This is a genomic window from Arthrobacter sp. 10T44 (assembly GCF_056393885.1).
In genome coordinates this window covers 349,689-366,155 of sequence record NZ_JBFTGT010000004.1, presented here as the reverse complement: position 1 = coordinate 366,155, position 16,467 = coordinate 349,689, and the positions used below count along the sequence as shown (strand labels likewise).

At 71.2% G+C, this 16,467-nt stretch carries 17 protein-coding genes and 1 pseudogene; 13 read left to right on the top strand and 5 right to left on the bottom strand.

The annotated features are described in order from the left end of the window. The first annotated feature begins 99 nt into the window (after positions 1-99). Genes AC1DBL_RS09665 through AC1DBL_RS09655 form a run of 3 tightly spaced genes read left to right on the top strand, consistent with a single transcriptional unit; the run spans position 100 to position 2,131 of the window. Complete coding sequence (locus AC1DBL_RS09665) at positions 100-1,332, top strand: MFS transporter (protein WP_476908915.1); 1,233 nt, start codon at positions 100-102, stop codon at positions 1,330-1,332. Between the two features lie 56 nt (positions 1,333-1,388). Further along, the gene (locus AC1DBL_RS09660; protein WP_441418037.1) at positions 1,389-1,721 is read left to right on the top strand and encodes a carboxymuconolactone decarboxylase family protein; all 333 of its coding nucleotides are present in this window, start codon (positions 1,389-1,391) and stop codon (positions 1,719-1,721) included. An 8-nt stretch (positions 1,722-1,729) separates the two neighbouring features. Then, positions 1,730-2,131 carry a cupin domain-containing protein gene (locus AC1DBL_RS09655; protein WP_441418036.1) on the top strand — a complete coding sequence of 134 codons (402 nt, stop codon included), beginning with the start codon at positions 1,730-1,732 and terminating at the stop codon, positions 2,129-2,131. Between the two features lie 110 nt (positions 2,132-2,241). On the opposite strand, the gene AC1DBL_RS09650 is transcribed toward AC1DBL_RS09655, so the two are convergent. After that, a complete protein-coding gene (locus AC1DBL_RS09650; RefSeq protein WP_476926002.1) occupies positions 2,242-3,834 on the bottom strand; it encodes an ABC transporter permease in 1,593 nt (530 codons plus the stop codon). After that, positions 3,827-4,822 (bottom strand): ABC transporter ATP-binding protein, encoded by a 996-nt coding sequence (locus tag AC1DBL_RS09645; protein ID WP_476926001.1) that lies wholly within the window; start codon positions 4,820-4,822, stop codon positions 3,827-3,829. The genes AC1DBL_RS09650 and AC1DBL_RS09645 overlap by 8 nt, the downstream gene beginning before the upstream one ends. A 143-nt stretch (positions 4,823-4,965) precedes the next feature. Between AC1DBL_RS09645 and AC1DBL_RS09640 the strand changes: the two genes are divergently transcribed. From AC1DBL_RS09640 to AC1DBL_RS09625, 4 genes are all read left to right on the top strand, one after another. Then, positions 4,966-5,421, top strand: coding sequence for a DoxX family protein (locus AC1DBL_RS09640; RefSeq protein ID WP_476926000.1), 456 nt, complete (start codon positions 4,966-4,968; stop codon positions 5,419-5,421). Next, positions 5,373-6,173 (top strand): AzlC family ABC transporter permease, encoded by an 801-nt coding sequence (locus AC1DBL_RS09635; protein ID WP_476917317.1) that lies wholly within the window; start codon positions 5,373-5,375, stop codon positions 6,171-6,173. The genes AC1DBL_RS09640 and AC1DBL_RS09635 overlap by 49 nt, the downstream gene beginning before the upstream one ends. Further along, positions 6,170-6,481 (top strand): AzlD domain-containing protein, encoded by a 312-nt coding sequence (locus AC1DBL_RS09630; RefSeq protein WP_441418032.1) that lies wholly within the window; start codon positions 6,170-6,172, stop codon positions 6,479-6,481. Before AC1DBL_RS09635 ends, AC1DBL_RS09630 begins: the two co-directional genes overlap by 4 nt. A 68-nt stretch (positions 6,482-6,549) precedes the next feature. Further along, the gene (locus AC1DBL_RS09625; RefSeq protein ID WP_476925999.1) at positions 6,550-6,828 is read left to right on the top strand and encodes a hypothetical protein; all 279 of its coding nucleotides are present in this window, start codon (positions 6,550-6,552) and stop codon (positions 6,826-6,828) included. A 59-nt stretch (positions 6,829-6,887) separates the two neighbouring features. Here AC1DBL_RS09625 and AC1DBL_RS09620 read toward each other — a convergent pair whose 3' ends face one another. From AC1DBL_RS09620 to AC1DBL_RS09610, 3 genes and pseudogenes are all read right to left on the bottom strand, one after another. Next, positions 6,888-7,817 (bottom strand): NADP-dependent oxidoreductase, encoded by a 930-nt coding sequence (locus AC1DBL_RS09620; protein ID WP_476917247.1) that lies wholly within the window; start codon positions 7,815-7,817, stop codon positions 6,888-6,890. Positions 7,818-7,993: 176 nt separating this feature from the next. Next, positions 7,994-8,075: pseudogene (locus AC1DBL_RS09615) on the bottom strand (YkvA family protein); the annotation flags it as partial. Between the two features lie 223 nt (positions 8,076-8,298). Next, a complete protein-coding gene (locus tag AC1DBL_RS09610) occupies positions 8,299-8,967 on the bottom strand; it encodes a TetR/AcrR family transcriptional regulator (protein WP_476917246.1) in 669 nt (222 codons plus the stop codon). 122 nt (positions 8,968-9,089) lie between these two features. Here AC1DBL_RS09610 and AC1DBL_RS09605 point away from each other — a divergent pair, with 122 nt between their 5' ends. The 6 genes from AC1DBL_RS09605 to AC1DBL_RS09580 all read left to right on the top strand — a co-directional run bounded on the left by AC1DBL_RS09605 (position 9,090) and on the right by AC1DBL_RS09580 (position 16,455). After that, positions 9,090-9,416, top strand: coding sequence for a thiamine-binding protein (locus tag AC1DBL_RS09605; RefSeq protein ID WP_441418027.1), 327 nt, complete (start codon positions 9,090-9,092; stop codon positions 9,414-9,416). A 76-nt stretch (positions 9,417-9,492) separates the two neighbouring features. After that, positions 9,493-10,170 (top strand): O-methyltransferase, encoded by a 678-nt coding sequence (locus tag AC1DBL_RS09600; RefSeq protein WP_476925998.1) that lies wholly within the window; start codon positions 9,493-9,495, stop codon positions 10,168-10,170. A 152-nt stretch (positions 10,171-10,322) separates the two neighbouring features. Continuing rightward, positions 10,323-11,414 carry a hypothetical protein gene (locus AC1DBL_RS09595; protein ID WP_476917244.1) on the top strand — a complete coding sequence of 364 codons (1,092 nt, stop codon included), beginning with the start codon at positions 10,323-10,325 and terminating at the stop codon, positions 11,412-11,414. Continuing rightward, positions 11,408-12,820, top strand: a complete 1,413-nt coding sequence (locus AC1DBL_RS09590; protein ID WP_476925997.1) for a PIG-L family deacetylase — start codon at positions 11,408-11,410, stop codon at positions 12,818-12,820. Before AC1DBL_RS09595 ends, AC1DBL_RS09590 begins: the two co-directional genes overlap by 7 nt. 65 nt (positions 12,821-12,885) lie before the next feature. Continuing rightward, positions 12,886-13,623, top strand: coding sequence for a glycosyltransferase family 2 protein (locus AC1DBL_RS09585; protein ID WP_441418177.1), 738 nt, complete (start codon positions 12,886-12,888; stop codon positions 13,621-13,623). A 162-nt stretch (positions 13,624-13,785) separates the two neighbouring features. Then, positions 13,786-16,455 carry a cation-translocating P-type ATPase gene (locus tag AC1DBL_RS09580; protein WP_476925996.1) on the top strand — a complete coding sequence of 890 codons (2,670 nt, stop codon included), beginning with the start codon at positions 13,786-13,788 and terminating at the stop codon, positions 16,453-16,455. Positions 16,456-16,467: the final 12 nt, after the last annotated feature.

The window sequence follows — 16,467 nt, the reverse complement described above, 5'->3', positions numbered from 1 at the left end:
CCCTCAACAGTGACTCCCACGCGGAGTGCATCACCTGTTGACTGGATGAAGATCCCCAGCACATGACCCGTCCGCTTCCCCTGCGGGCTAGGAGAGCATATGGACACCACCACCCTCCCGGCGTCGAACCCGGCAGCCATTGACCCGGCAGCTACTGACCCGGCAGCTACTAAACATCAGAAACGACTGCCGCTCGCCACCCTGGCTGTGCTGGCCGTTATCGGCTTCGTCCTCGTTGCGATGGAGACCATGCCGGCCGGCCTCTTGCCGTCTATCGCCGGCGGAATGGGGACCAGCGAAGGCACCGTCGGACTGTTCGTCAGCGCCTACGCCCTCGGCACGGTGATCATCACGATCCCCGCCATCACCCTCACCCGGGGCATGCGGCGCAAGCCGTTGCTCCTCGGCGCGCTCCTCGGCCTCATCCTGGCCAACAGCGCCACGGCCCTCTCCAGCGACGTGACCCTGTCGCTGGCGTCGCGTTTCGTCGCCGGCGCATTCTCGGGAATCATCTGGGGGATGCTGGCCGCCTACGGCCGGAAGATCAGCCCGCCATCCCGGGCAGGCCTGTCTCTGGCGATCGTCTCGGTAGGGGCGCCCGTCGGATTCGCGCTCGGCACACCGCTGGGGTCTTGGCTCGGAACGGCCTTCGACTGGCGGTGGGCCTTCGCCGGACTCACCGCGGTGGCCATCATCGCCGGTGTATTCATTGCTGTCATCGCCCCCGATGCCGGCGGGCAGCCTGGCACCTCCCGGCTTCCACTGGTCCGGGTGTTCCGCATCCCCGGCATCGCCGTGATCCTGGCCGTCATCTTCACCTGGATGCTGGCCCACAACACCATCTACACCTACATCGCCCCGTACCTGCGGGCCACCGGCACCAGCCTCACCGTCGACGTCGAACTCTTCATCTTCGGGATCTCCTCGATCGCCGGCATCATCATCACCGGAGCCCTCCTCGACAAACACCCCCGCCCGCTCCTGCACGGAAGCGTCGCCCTGTTCATCTCGGCTGCGGTGGTGCTGCTGCTCGGCCACACATCGGCCCCGGCGATCATCGCCGCGACCGTCCTGTGGGGGAGCACCTTCGGCGGGGCCGCCGCCCAGCTCCAAGCCGCCCTGACCACCGCCGGAGGCGCGGACTCCGACGTCGCGAACTCATTCCTGCCGGTGGCGTTCAACCTCGCCATCTTCACCGCCGGCATCCTCGGCGCCGCCCTGCTGACGAGCGATAGCGGCCTCGTGCTGGCGGACGTGATGATCGCCGCCGGCCTGGCCGCGCTCATGCTGACCATCTACGGGCGCCGCAGCGCTTTCCCCGGCCGCCTCTAGCCATGCCGGCGGCCCCGCCGACTCGTCCCGTACACCGCACCGAAAGAAGGAACATCATGACTGACCAACCCAAGCAGATCGGCGGCGGCCGGAAAATGTTCGGTGACTTCGCTCCGAAGCTCGCTGCACTCACCGACGACGTGCTTTTCGAGGACGTTTGGAACCGGCCTGAACTCTCCGCGCGGGACCGCAGCCTCATCACCGTTGCCGTGCTCGCCGCCGGGGGAAACACAGAGCAGCTGGCCTTCCACCTCGGCCGCGCCCTGGAGAACGGCGTGACTCAGGAAGAGCTCATCGAAGCCATCACCCACATCACGCTCTACGCCGGCTGGCCCAAGGGCATGGCTGCGATGGGCGTCGCCAAGCAACTTTTCACCGACAACAACTAAGGAAAATCATGAACATCGAACCCGCCGTGCCCACCTCGAAAAACCCGTCCGCACAATTCGCCGGCGACGTCTGGCTCGACCCGATCGCTCTGCCCCATGAGCCAGGCCAGACGATGGTCGTCGCAACCGTCCGCTTCGCCCCCGGAGCCCGCACCGCCTGGCACTCCCACGAGCACGGCCAATACCTTCGGGTCACCCACGGCGTCGCCCGCTTCGGCGGCCGCGACGGCAAGATCATCGAAGCCCACCCCGGCCAGACGCTTTACACCCCACCCGGCGAGGAGCATTGGCATGCTGCCGCCCCCGGCTGCTTCATGGAACACATCGCCATGCTGCAGAACGGCGAAGACCCCGCCGCCACCACGACCTGGGGTGAGCACATCACCGACGACGAGTACAACGGCAACTAACAGCGCACTGCAGGGCGCAGGCGTATGACAAAGAACTGCAGCCAGGAGGCTCACGGCCAGCGGCCAGCGACACTTAATTGCCGCTCCAGCTGGAGCCACTGGTGGTGCCCTTAGGCGGCCAGATCCCGCCGTCGCCAGCCCAGGTAACCCAGCGCGGCGAGCCCGACGGCGACGGCGGTCAGGCCCAGCAGTGCCGGCACCGCGTCGGTGCCCACCGGCAGCAGCGGGGAGTGCCGGAAAGGGGAGAGGTCCATGAGCCATCCCGGTGCGTTCCAGAGCACCCCGAACTCGCCGAGCGCCACGAAGGCAAGCAGCACGCCCCAGACCGCGCCAGCCAGCCGGGGCACCCAGCCAAACACCGCCAGCGCCACGCTGGTCAGCACCCACGCGGCGGGAATCTGCGCGAGCGAGGCGACCGTGGCGCTGCCCACCAGCCCGCTGTCCTGGACGGCGGCTGCGGCGCCGGCACCGATCGAGACCCCGGCCAGCACCATCAGCACCGCGACCCCGGCCAGCGCGAACACGTAGTGGCTGCTTGCCCAGCGGCTGCGCGTGGTGGCGGTCCCCAGCAGCGCTTCGGTGTGCCCGGCGGACTCCTCGCTGCGCAAATGGTTCACCGACGCCACCCCGTAGGCCGCGGCGAGCAGGCCCATGATGCTGATCTCGGCGGCCAGGAAGGCGTCCCGCACCGCGGAGGCGCCGCCGATCAGTTTGATCAGGTCCTGCGCGTTGGGGGAACTGAGCATCTCCGCTACGTTGCTGACCAGCGAGCCGATGACGACGCCGAAGACGACGAACGCCGCGGCCCAGGCCAGCCACACCCTGTGCTGCAGGCGCACGGCCAGAGCCCAGACCCCGGAGAGCGAGCCGACGGCGGGGCCGGGACGCTCGTCGCGGAGCCCCGCGCCCAGGTCCCGGCGTGCCCGGAGCACAAAGGCCGCCGGGATGAGGAGAACGCAGAGTGCGACCGGCAGCGCCAGCACCCACCATCGGTCCCCGGCGAACGCCCGGATCTGCTGGTTCCAGCCGATCGGCGAAAGCCAGGAGAGGAACGATGGGCCCGGTTCGGCAAGGTCTCCGACAGCGCGCAGGCCGTAGGTGACGGCGACGACGCCAACGCTCAAGCCGGTGGCAGCGCGGGCGCTCGCGGTCAGTTGCGCGGCTACGCCGGCCACGGCGCTGAAGGCCATCCCGGTGGCGGCCCAGCCGAGGCCGAAGGCCAACGACCCGGCAGCCGGCAGGCCGCCGGCGGCGAGGGCGGCGGCGGACAGCAGTCCCACGCCCAGGCTGGCGCCCAGACCGATCATGAGGGCGGCGGCCAGGGCGGCGTCGCGTCCCAGCCGGCCGCCGCCAAGCAGCTCCAGCCGTCCGCCCTCCTCGTCTGCCCGGGTATGCCGGATGATCAGGATGACCATGAGGACCGCGAGGATGGCCGTCATGAACGCGGTGTATTTGATCAGCGAGAGCGCCCCAAGGGAGGCGGGGTCGTAGATGCGACCGAACATCGCCACCATTGACGCGGTGGCATTCACGGCATTGGCGGCTTCGATCCGGCTGCGGACGTCGGGGTAGAGGTCCGCGCCGGCCACCGCCGTCGAGTAGGCAACGACGGCGAATCCCAGCACCCACACCGGCAGCAGCCAGCGGTCCCGGCGCAGCCCCAGCCGGACCAGCGTTCCGGTGCCGGCCAGCGTCTCAGGCATTGCCGGATCCCGGCCCGGTGGGCCCCGCAGCCGCGGAACCCACCGCTTCGGCCCCGGTGTCACGCGGGCCCGCCCCGGTCCCGGCGCCAGCGTTAACTGCGCCGTTCCCGGAGCCATAGTGCCGCAGGAACAGGTCCTCCAAGGTCGGCGGCTGGCTGGTCAGCGCCCGCAGCCCGGCCGCGGTGAGGGCCTGCAGGAAAGGGCCCAGCCCGGCAGGATCCACCTGGGCGCTGACCCGGTGGTTGACCACCACCACGTCGTGAACGCCGGGCAGCAGTTCCAGCCCCGGCGGCACGGCGGCGACGTCGGCGGTGACGGCGGTCCGGGTCAGGTGGCGCAACTGCTCGAGCGGGCCGGTCTCCACCACCCGACCGGCGCGGATGATGCTCACCCGGTCGGAGAGCGCCTCGGCTTCGCTGAGGATGTGGCTGCTCAGCAGGACGGTGCGCCCCTGTGCCCGGAGTTCGCGGACGCAGCCGCGGAAGGCGTCCTCCATCAGCGGGTCCAGTCCGCTCGTGGGTTCGTCCAGCAGGAACAATTCGGCGTCGGTGGCCAGCGCGGCAACGAGGGCCACCTTCTGACGGTTGCCCTTGGAATAGGTGCGGGCCTTCTTGGTCGGATCCAGCTCGAAAAGCTCCAGCAGACGGTCCCGCCGTGCCCGGTCCTGGCCGCCCTGCAGCTTGCCCAGGAGCCCGATCACCTCGCCGCCGGTCAGGTTGGGCCACAGGGCCACGTCGCCGGGAACGTACGCCAGTCGGCGGTGCAGCGTCGCGACGTCGCGCCAGGGATCCAGTCCCAGGACCCGGATGGATCCGGCGTTAGACCTCAGCATGCCCAGCAGCAGCCGCAACGTGGTGGACTTGCCGGAACCGTTGGGGCCCAGGAAGCCATGCACTTCGCCGGCGGCCACCTCGAAGTCCAGACCGTCGAGGGCGGTCACGGCCCCGAAACGCTTTACGACGCCGGTCATCTGCACGACACTGCTCATAGTCAACAAGGTACTCCCGGGCACCGCTCCCGGACCCCTGCGGAAGGTCCTGCTTTCGCGGCCCACGCCCGGGTGGCGCAGCGCACCCGGCGCAGGTTACGGCCCGGTTACCGGGCGCCCCGCCGCTGTGGTTGCATGGTTGCATGCCTTTCCGCTGGTCCCCCGGGGCAACCCAGACGCTTTCCGCGGCCGCCCTGACCGGGCTGCTGCTGGCCAGCGCGGCCAAACACTTCCGCGATCCGGACTTCTTCACCCCAGTGGTCCCGGAGTTCCTCTGCCGCGACGACTCAGGCAGCCGGCGCAATGGACCCCTCGCCGTGCTGTCCCGGGAGGAATGGGTGGCGGCGAGCGGTCTGCTGGAGGTCGGCGCCGCCGTCGGACTCCTGATCCCGCCCACCCGCCGTGCGGCCGCCGGCTGCGTCACCGGGATGTTCACCGCGTTTCTCGCCGGACACCTGGACGCGCTTCGCAGGGCGTTCGGACCCGGGGGAACGCCCGCGCAGCGCCGCTTCCACAGCCTGCGGCTGCCGCTGCAGGCGCCGCTCATCGCCTGGGCGTGGAGCCTGACGAAGCCGGTCCCGAAGCGGCGGCGCCGGTGAAGCTCTCACAATCCCCGGCCGTCCGGGTGGGGCTCTCCATCAGCATCGCCACCGGGCTCTATGGGGTGTCCTTCGGGGCGCTGTCGGTGACCTCGGGCCTCGATTTCTGGCAGACCATGGCCCTGAGCCTGCTGCTCTTCAGCGGCGGCTCGCAGTTCGCGTTCATCGGCGTCGTGGCCGGGGGCGGCTCCGGCGTCGCGGCGATGAGCGCCGCGACCCTGCTGGGCATGCGCAACGGCATCTACGGCATGCAGCTCAACGCGCTGCTCCAGCCGCGGGGCTGGCGCCGGTTCGCCGCCGCCCACGTGACCATCGACGAATCGACCGCCACGAGCACCGGCCAGACCGACCCGGCGGAGCAGCGCCGGGGTTTCTGGACGGCGGGGCTGGGCATCTTCGTGCTGTGGAACCTGTTCACCGCCGTTGGGGCGCTGGCCGGCAGCGCCCTTGGCGACCCGAAGCAGTGGGGGCTCGACGGCGCCGCGGTGGCGGCGTTCCTCGGCCTGCTGTGGCCGCGGCTCAAGGGCCGCGAACCCGTCGCGATCGCCGTCGTCTGCGCCCTGGCAACCGTCCTGGCCGTCCCGCTCGTGCCAGCCGGGGTGCCCATCCTGGCCGCCGCGTTCGTGGCGGCGGTGGTCGGCTGGTTCAGTCACGGCCGCAGCGACGAGGGCCTCGAACCCGACGTCGACCCGTATGCCGAGGAGCATGAGGCTGTCCGTCGCTCCGGACACAGCCCAGGGGAGGCCTCATGACGCTCTGGCTCTGGCTCCTGCTGTCCTGCGTGCTGGCGTACGCCTGGAAACTGGTGGGATACCTTGTCCCCGCCAGCCTGCTGCGCAATCCGAGGATGTCCCGGATCGCCGGCACCATGACGATCGGGCTGCTGGCCTCCCTGACCGTCGTGAACACAGTGGCGTCCGGGCAGTCCCTGGCGCTGGACGCGCGGCTCGGTGCCCTGGCCGCGGCCGCCGTCGCCCTGTGGTTGCGGGCGCCGTTCCTGGTGGTGGTCCTGGCTGGCGCCGGCGCGGCGGCCGGGCTGCGGTTGCTCGGCTGGAACTGACGCTCCGCCGTCGGGCGCTCAACGGTCTTTAGCCCCTAGCCGGGCCGGGCGCCCAATGGGAGCATTCGATGATGACCGAAAAAGACGTTCCGAATGCCGCTGCGTCCGGGCCGGGCGATGCGGACGCGGCGACCCCGGAAGCCGCGGGAGCGGATGCCGCCGGCAAGGCGCACCATTCCAAGCCGCATGAGCACTTCGTTTCCCCCGGCGCGGAATCCACTCGGGAACTGCGCGAAATGGCCCGCCGCCGCCGCGAGGCCGAAGAGAAGCTGCAACAGCATTTGCAGGAGGCGCACCACCTGCACGAGGCCAAGGAAAAGCCCGCCGAGGATCAGGGCGGCCACTGACGGTTCAGTTTCAGGGGCCGGCGGGACGGCGGCAGCCGGACTCCGGCTGCCGCCGCGCATCAGGCGTCGACGTCGACGGTCACGACAATCTTGCCGCGGGTGTGTCCTTCCATGCTGAGGCGGAAGGCGTCTGCCGACTGCGCCAGCGGGAAGGTCTGCGCCACCTCGACCCGGAGCTTGCGCTCGTCGACCAGCTCGGCGAGCTCCCGCAGATCGGCGCCCACGGGGTTCACCCACATCCAGGTGCCGCCGTGCTGCTCAACGTCGCTGTCAGCGATGGAGGCGTGCCGGCCGCCGTCGGCCAGCACCGCCAGGGTGGTATCGAGGTTCCCGCCGACGAAGTCCGCCACGACTTCCACTCCTTCGGGGCGAAGTGCCCGCACCCGGTCCGCGAGTCCATCACCGTAGCTGACGGGTTCGGCGCCGAGGGAGCGCAGGAACTCGTGGTTCTTTTCTGATGCCGTCGCGATCACATGGGCACCCATCGCCGCGGCGATCTGGATTCCGAGGGACCCGACGCCGCCGGCCCCGCCATGGATCAATACGGTCTCGCCGGCCTTGAGGCCCAGGCGCGTGAGGACCTGATAGGCCGTCAGTCCCGCCAGGGGAAGCCCGGCGGACTCGTTCCACCCCAGCGAGGCGGGCTTGCGGGCGAGGAGGCGTTCCGGGAGGGCGATGTATTCAGCGAAGCTCCCGCCGTGGACATAGTCTTTGCGGCCATAGGCGATGACTTCATCGCCGGGCTGGAAATGCGGCGCGTCGATGCCGACCGATTCCACGACGCCGGCCACATCCCAGCCGGGAATTGCCGGGAATTGCAGGTCCATGACGGCATCCAGGTAGCCGGCCATGATCTTCCAGTCGACCGGATTTACCGAGGCTGCCTTGACCTTGACCAGGACCATGCCCGGCCCGACCTTTGGCATCGGGCGGTCGGCCAACTCGAGGACGTCCGGATTTCCATATTCGCTGTACGTTATCGCCTTCATGCAGGCGTCAACGACTGCTTCCGGGACCCTATTCCGCGTCCGGCCAACGAGTGGGCCAGCTCACCGGGCGGTGCCGAGGCCGGCCAGTTTCAGGATCAGCTGCAGGCCCTCCGGCGTCCCGGGCCAGTGCCGTTCGACGGCCTCCGCGCCGGCCCGGGCGACCACGGAGCGCAGCACCAGGGCGACGATCACGACGTCGTCCGCGTAGCCGATGACGGGCAGGAAGTCGGGCACCAGGTCGATCGGCGAGAGCAGGTAGGCCAGCAGCAGGGCGAGCCGGACGCGCACGCCCACCGCGACGGTGCGGTCGGCCACCAGCCGCCGGATCAGCCGGAGCAGGTCCGGCAGCAGCCGCAGGGGGTCCTTCATGGTGACAGTTTCGGGGTGCCGCCGCGCGTACCCCCAGAGCAGCACCAGCAGCGCGGCGTACACCAGCAAGAGGCCACCGAGGACGCCGGCAGCGGTTTCCCATGTCATGGGCTCAACGGTACGTGTTTCCGTAGGTAGAGCCGAAGCCGACGCCGAATGCGGTGCCGTACGCGGTCCCCGGCACCAGCGACTGCGGTGGCAGCGGACGATCGGGCCGTTCTGCGCGGATGGCGTCCTCGACCAGGGCGACCGGACGGCGCCAGGCATCCGAACCGGCCTCCATCGTGTCCACCACGCCGATCAGCATGGCCAGCAGCCGGATCATGTCCGCCATGGAGATGTCGCTGCGCAGCGTGCCCTGGCCCTGGCCGCGGCCCAGCAGCACGGCCACCGATTCGATCAGGTCGCCGGTGATGCCGGTCAGCACGCCGCGGCGGCCCGCCACCGCGCCGAGGAGGTTGGCTTCGTCGCTGGCAACCCCCATCAGCGCGTCGACGACGCGGAACAGGCCCTCCGCCGCGTCCTTGCCGGCCAGTGCTTCTTCGATGACCGGGTTCACCCGCAGTTTCAGCTGCTGGTGCAGCGCGGCGAGCACGAGTTCTTCCTTGTCGGCGAAGTTCCGGAACAGCGTCGCGGGGCCCACCCCGGCCGTGACGGCGATGGTCTGGAGCGGGACTTCGGGGCCGTGCTCACGGAAGCACTGGCGGGCCGCGGCAATGATCTTGTTGACGTTGCGCGCTGCATCCGCACGGAGCGGCCTGCGGTCTACTGCCCGGTTCATTTGCTCAGGGTAGCAACGCGGAGGTGGAGGAAACCTGTTACCGGCGGGTACGCCCAATTGTGACGTGTCGGCCCGCGATTGCGGGCCCGGGCAGGCCGGATCCCGCGTGGCAGACTGGAGCCATGTTGCTTGCATTTTCTGTCGCACCCTCCGGCCGTCCCAGCGGCGCTCCCGCCGGCTCCGAAGCCGACGACGCCTCGGTCCACCATGCCGTCGCCGAGGCGGTGCGGATCGTCCGTGAGTCCGGGCTGCCGAACCACACGGACTCGATGTTCACCACCATCGAGGGCGAATGGGATGAGGTGTTCGACGTCGTGAAGCGCGCCACGGAAGCCGTGGGCCGCTACGGCAGCCGCGTCTCCCTCGTGATCAAGGCCGACATCCGCCCCGGCTACACGGGCGAACTGACCGGGAAACTGGACCGGCTGGAGAAGGCCCTGGGCGAGTAGCCGCTCCGGGCCCGGGCCTGGGCCGGGCGGCCGCCGGCCCTACCCACCGGCGGGGGCAGCTGAAAGACTGGGCCGCATGATCGAGCATCAGCCCACATCCCGCTGGATCGCCGTCGAGGAGTACCTCTCCGGCGTGGTGGTCCGGCCCGATACCTCGCTGCGGCGCGCCGTGGCCGCCTCCCTGGAAGCAGGGATGCCGCCCATCGAGGTCGCCCCGAACGCCGGCAAGCTCCTGAAGCTGCTGGTCCAGCTTTCCGGCGCCCGCCGGGTGCTGGAGATCGGCACGCTGGCCGGGTTCAGCACCATTTGGATGGCACAGGGCCTGCCCGACGGCGGCCGGCTTGTCACCTGCGAATACCTGCCCCGGCACGCCGAGGTGGCGCGCGCCAATCTCGACCAGGCCGGGCTGGGCCACCTCGTGGAAATCCGGGTGGGCGCGGCCCTGGACACGCTGCCCGTGCTGGAAAGCGAGGGCGCCGGGCCTTTCGACTTTGTGTTCATCGACGCGGACAAGGAACACAACCTGCAATACCTGGACTGGGCCATCAGGCTGGGCCGGCCCGGCACCACGGTGGTGATGGACAACGTGGTGTGGGAGGGCGCGGTGCTGGACCCGGCCCTGGATCCTGTCAACGCCCCGGGGATCGTCGCGGCGCTGGAGCTGATGGGCGCGGACCCGCGGCTGGACGCCACCGTGATCCAGACGGTGGGATCGAAGGGCTGGGACGGCTTCGCGCTCGCCCTCGTGCGGTAGCACGGGATGGTGCTCGGTGCGGCGTCCCGGTCCGGCGGGCGAGGACCGGGCGAAGTGCTAAGTATGCTTAGATTTACCCAGCGGCGGCTTCGACCGGCCGCTACAGGCACGGACAACACCAGGCGCACATCGCAAAGGACACGGACGAGGCAATGAACGCGACCCAGGAAGCCCGCCCTCCCAAGGCCGTGCGGATCAGCTCCACGACGGGCGAGCTGGCCGGGATCTCACCGATGCTGGACGCCGCCGAGGCGGGCGTCGGGGACGTCCCGGCCCTGCTGGCACTCGCCAAGGACGCGGGGGAGTGCGCCCCGAAGCCCGGGGCGGGCAACACCGCGTTGCTGTGGGAGATCCTCGCGTCGGTCACCGCCGTCGACGTCGCCGCCGGACGGATCCTGGAACCCCACCTCGACGCCGCCGCGATCCTCGCCCAGGCCGCTGCGGCGGATTTCGATGATGCCCCCGCCGATCTCCCCTTCGACGGCACCTGGGGCGTTTTCGCCGCCGAGGCCCCCGGGCTGAAGCTGGAAGCCAAGGACGCCGGCGGCGCCGTCGTGCTGACCGGCTCGAAACCGTGGTGCTCCATCGCCGCGCAGCTCGACCACGCGGTGCTGACCGCGCACCTCGACGGCGGCGGCCGCGCCGCCTTCGCCGTCGACCTGCACGCCGCCGGGGTCGGCTTCGCGGACCCGGAATGGACCAGCCTGGGCCTGCGCGAGGTCCCCAGCGGCACCGTGCACTTCGATGCCGTGCCGGCCATACCGCTCGGTCCGGCCGGCTGGTACTACCAGCGTCCCGGGTTCGCCTGGGGCGGCATGGGGGTAGCCGCCTGCTGGTTCGGCGGCGCCGTCGCCGTGGCCCGCAACTATGTTGAGTCCCTGAAACAAGCGGCCGACGGCGGCCGCGAACCGGACCAGCTCGCCCTCGCCCACCTCGGCGAAATCGACCGCACGCTGACCGGGCTCACCCAGTACCTCGCCCGGACCGCGGCCCGGATCGATGCCGGGGAGCTCTCCGGCGCCGGCGCGTGGAGCGAGGCGCTGCGCGTCCGCGGCAGCGTGGCCGCCGCCGTCGCACGCATTCAGTCGCTGGTGAGCCAAAACCTCGGGCCCGCCCCGCTGGCCTTCGACGCACGCTACGGCAAACGCATGGCCGACCTCTCGCTCTACATCCGGCAGCACCACGCCATGCGCGACGACGCCCAGCTCGGCGCCCTGACGTTCAAGGGGGACCACCCATGGTGAGCTTCACGCACAACGACGCCGGGACCAACGAAGAAGACTGGGCCCGCAGCGGCGCCGCCGCCCTGCCGGAGCTCCCGCTCGACGCCGGGGAGCTGGCCGGCAGGGCATTCATCGTCCTGGCCGCCCACCCCGACGACGAATCCCTGGGCGCCGGCGGCCTGATGGCCCGGCTGCACGGCCTCGGCGCGGAGGTGCGGGTGCTGCTGTGCACGGCAGGGGAGGCCTCCCACCCCGATTCGCCCAGCACCACACCCAAACAGCTTGCCGACCTGCGGCTGCGCGAATTCGCCGGCGCCCTCGGGCGGCTCGTCCCGGACGCCGGCTGGCAGTACCTCGGGCTGCCGGACGGGAAGCTCGCGGGCCACCGGTACCAGGTCCTCGCCGCGATCCGCGAGGCCGCGGCTGCCACGGGCCGGCCCGCGGACCGCGTCGTCCTGGTGGCGCCCTACCGGAACGACGGCCATACCGACCACGACGCCCTGGGCTCCGCCGCCGCGGAAGCGGCAGCCGCCTCCGGCTACGGGCTGCTGGAGTACCCGGTCTGGTACTGGCTCTGGGCCGGCCCCGAGGACCCGGCCTGGCAGTCCTGGCTGCGGCTCCCGCTGACCCCGGCCGAGGCGCAGGCCAAGGCGCAGGCCATGGCGGCGCACACCTCGCAGGTCCGGGCGCTCTCGGACCAGCCGGGGGACGAAGTGCTGCTCCCGCCGGCCTTCCTGCAGCACTTTTCCCGGCATTGGGAGACCTTCGCCTGGCAGCGGCCCGGCACTCCGGCTGTCCCATCGGCCGGTGCGGCGGCACACGCCGCAGTCGCGCCCTCCGCCTACGCCGCGGCGGACGCGGAGGGCCTCTTTGACACCGTCCACGCCCGGAGCGAGGACCCCTGGGAGTACACCACCAGCTGGTACGAACACCGCAAGCGCGCGCTGACGCTCGCGGCGCTCCCCGGCCGGAGCTACTCCGCCGGCCTTGAAATCGGCTGCTCGATCGGCACCCTCAGCGTGGAACTCGCCGAACGCTGCGGCAGCTTCCTGGCCGTCGACGCGAGCAGCGCGGCACTGGCCCACGCCGCCCGGCGGCTCGCGCACCTGCCGGCCGCGCGGACCCGCCACCTGACGGTGCCGCAGGACTGGCCGGAGGGCGCGTTTGATCTGATCGTGGTGTCGGAGGTGGGCTACTACCTCTCGCCGGAGGAGCTGGCGGCCCTGTTCGAACGGGTCGAGGCCACGCTGCTGCCCGGCGGCACCCTGGCGCTCTGCCACTGGCGGCACCCGATCGAGGGCTGGGAGCTCGACGGCGACACCGTCCACGCAGCAGCCCGCAGGCAACTTCGCTGGGCCGACGCCGGCCTCTACCGGGAGCGCGACTTCGTGCTGGAAATCTTCCGCGCCCCGGAGCCGCTCGCGTGAGCAACGTGGCGGCCCCGGCCGGGCCCCCGCAACGACGCCCCGGCATCGACGCCGTCGCCGTCGTGATGCCGGCCCACAACGAGGACCAGCACCTGGACCGGGCGCTGCGGGCAGTGCAGCGCGCCGCCGACGAGCTGCAGCGGCAGCGGCCCGGCGTCGCCGTCCGGGTGACAGTGGTCCTGGACAGCTGCACCGACCGCTCCGCCGAGATCACCGCAGGTTACGTCGACGCCGACCCGCGCTTCGGCGCGCTCGACGTCCGGCTGCGCAGCGCCGGCGCGAGCCGGGCGGCAGGCGTCCGCGCCGCCGTGCTCGGCCCGCAACGGCGCGCCCCCGGCCAGCGTTCCGAACCGCGGCCCTGGCCGGGACGGACCTGGCTGGCCAACACCGACGCCGATTCGCAGGTCCCGGTGAACTGGCTGGTGCGGCAGCTCGAATTCGCCGAAGCCGGTGCCGACGCGGTGCTCGGCTCGGTGGAACCGGACCCGGTCGGGATGGACCCGGAACTGCTGCGCCGCTGGCTGGACCGCCACCCCTTCGAGGAAAACCACCCGCACATCTACGGCGCCAACTTCGGCGTCCGGGCCTCGGCCTATCTGGCCGCGGGCGGGTTCTCGCACCTGGAAACGCACGAGGACCGCACCCTGGTCCAGAGCCTGCGCAGCCTCGCCTTCACCGTCCTCGCAACGGACAGCATGCGGGTGCTGACCTCCGGCCGGACCCACGCACGGGCGCCCCACGGCTTCGGGACGTACCTGCGTTCGCTGGGACGGCAGCGGCCGCCTGCCGCCACTGGCAGCTGAGGGCGGGCCCGGCAACCGAAGCCGTTCCGGGGCAGCGTAGCCGCGCGCCGGCGCCCGGTGACCTTTGGCCCTAACCAGGGGTGCCGCGCCGGAGCATCCTCGGAGGCATGATGCACCTGGGCAGTGCCGGCGTTAGGTGCTGCGCATGACGGGCGGCGGACGGTGAACTCTGCCGCGGCCGGGCCGCTGCCCGGGATCTCCGGACTGAGCTCGGCGGAGGCTGCCCTGCGGCTGGAGCGTGCCGGGGCAAACCGGCTGCCCGAGGTCCGTGCCGTGCCGGGCTGGCGGCGGCTGCTGGCAGAACTGACCCACTTTTTTGCCGTCATGCTCTGGGTGGCGGCCGCCCTCGCCTTTGTCGCCGGCATGCCGCAACTGGGCATCGCCATCATCGTGGTGATCGTGGTGAACGGGGTATTCGCCTACATCCAGCAGGAGCGCGCCCAGCACGCGGCCGCCAAGCTGCGCGAATTGTTGCCCGCCATGGTCTCGGTGCGCCGGGACAATCGCATCGTCAAAGTGCACACCACCGAGCTGGTGCCCGGAGACGCCGTCGTGCTGGTTGCCGGCGATCGGGTGCCGGCGGATCTCCGCCTGGCCCTGGCTGCGGGCTGCACGGTGGACGAATCGATGCTCACCGGCGAAAGCGAAGCGGTCAGCAAGGCTGCGGGGGACACCGTGTTCGGTGGAACCTTCCTGGTCATCGGCACGGCCGAAGGGGTGGTGGCCAGCACCGGGGGACAGACACGGCTCGCCGAGATCGCGTCACTGACCGGCAAGGTCGAGGCGCCGCCGAGCCCGCTGGCCCTGGAACTGCAGCGGATTGTCAGGATTGTCGCCGGCGTGGCCCTGGGCATCGGCGCCTTGTTCTTCATCCTCTCGCTGCTGGTGGGCATCTCCTGGCGCGATGCGTTCCTCTTCGCGATCGGCGTGGCGGTGGCGCTGGTGCCCGAGGGCCTGCTCCCCACCGTCACCCTCTCGCTCGCCATCGGAGCCCAGCGGATGGCCGCGCGCAAGGCCCTGGTGCGGAACCTGCAGGCGGTCGAGACGCTTGGCTCCACCACGTTCATCTGCACGGACAAGACCGGAACCCTCACCCAGAACCGGATGAACGCCGTCGAGGTCTGGACACCCTCCGGGCTGCTCGGCGTCACCGGGAACGGCTACGCGCCGGAAGCCGAGGTCACGGGGGAGGGTGGCGCGGACGCCGGAGCGGCGGCGTTCCAGGCGGGGCAGCGGCTCAGCGCCGCCGCCCGTGCCGCCTCGGTGGGCCGGGCGGTGCCGCACGACGGGCAGTGGATCGCCGAGGGAGATCCGATGGAGGCCGCCATCGACGCGCTGGCCACGCGGCTGGCCGGCCCCGGCGGCGGGCCGGCGGAGCCAACGCCGTCGCACCGCTTCGCCTTCGATCCGCGACGGCTGCGCGAGTCCGCCATCGTCGGTACGACGCTGTTCGTCAAGGGGGCCCCGGAGTCCGTGATCCCCTTGTGCCGGGGCGACGGCGACAGTGAGGGCGACGGCGACGTGGGCGGCGCCGGCGGCGCCGACCGTGCCCTGCAGATGGTGGACCAGATGGCCTCGCACGGGCTCAGGGTCCTCGCGGTCGCGCAGCGGAGCCTGCCCGGACCGGTGCGGGACGGCACGACGGCGGACGAAGTGGAGAGCGGGCTGACGCTGCTGGGCCTGATCGGCCTGCACGATCCGCCCCGCGCCGAGGTCCGGCTCTCGCTGCAGGCGGCCCGCGACGCTGGCATCAAGGTGGGTATGGTCACCGGCGACCACGCCTTCACGGCCGCCGCCATTGCCCGGGAAACCGGCCTGATCGGCTCCCCGGAGCTGGTGCTGGAGGGCCACAACCTGCCGGAGGATGACGAGGTCCTGGCCGCGTTGCTGGACCGCGACGGCGTCGTGGTCAGCCGGGTAACGCCGGAAAAAAAGCTCCGGGTGGCCCGGCTGCTGCAGCACCGCGGCCACGTGCTGGCCATGACCGGTGACGGCGTCAACGACGGGCCTGCGCTGCAGCAGGCGGACATCGGCGTCGCGATGGGCCTCAGCGGCACGGATGTGGCCCGCGAGGCGGCGGACCTGGTGCTGCTCGACGACGACTTTGCGACGATCATCGCGGCCGTGGAGCAGGGCCGCGCCACCTACGCGAATATCCGCCGTTTCCTGACGTACCACCTCACGGACAACGTCGCCGAGCTGACGCCGTTCGTGTTCTGGGCCCTGTCCGGTGGCCGGTTCCCGCTGGCCCTGAGCGTGCTTCAGATCCTCGCCCTGGACATCGGCACCGACCTGCTGCCGGCCCTGGCCCTCGGCAGCGAAGCGCCCAGCAAAGGGGCCCTGAAACGTCCGCCGGAGCGCCGGCACCTGATGGATCGGGCCCTGATGTTCCGGGTCTTCGGCCTGCTGGGCCCGGTAGAGGCGCTGATGGAGATGACCGCTTACACCGCCGTTCTCTTCGGAGCCGGCTGGAGCCCCGGAGCCGCACTGCCGCCGTCGGACGCGCTGATGGCGGCCTCCGGCGCCGCGTTCACCACCGTGGTCCTGGCCCAGCTCGCCAACGCCTTCGCCTGCCGCAGCGCCACCTCCCCGCCCTGGCAGCTGGGCTGGTTCACCAACCGGCTGCTGCTCTGGGCCGTGCTGGCGGAGCTGGGGCTGCTCTCCGTCTTCCTGTTCCTTGGCCCTGTCGCCGGCCTGCTGGGACATGCCCCGCCGACACCCGGCGGGCTGGCCGTGGCCCTCGCCGCCATTCCGGCGGTCTTGGTCGCGGACTGGCTCTACAAGCTGGCCCGGCACGGCACGTCCGGGCGGCCCGCCCAACGCGCCGGCTAAGAGGTCCAAAGC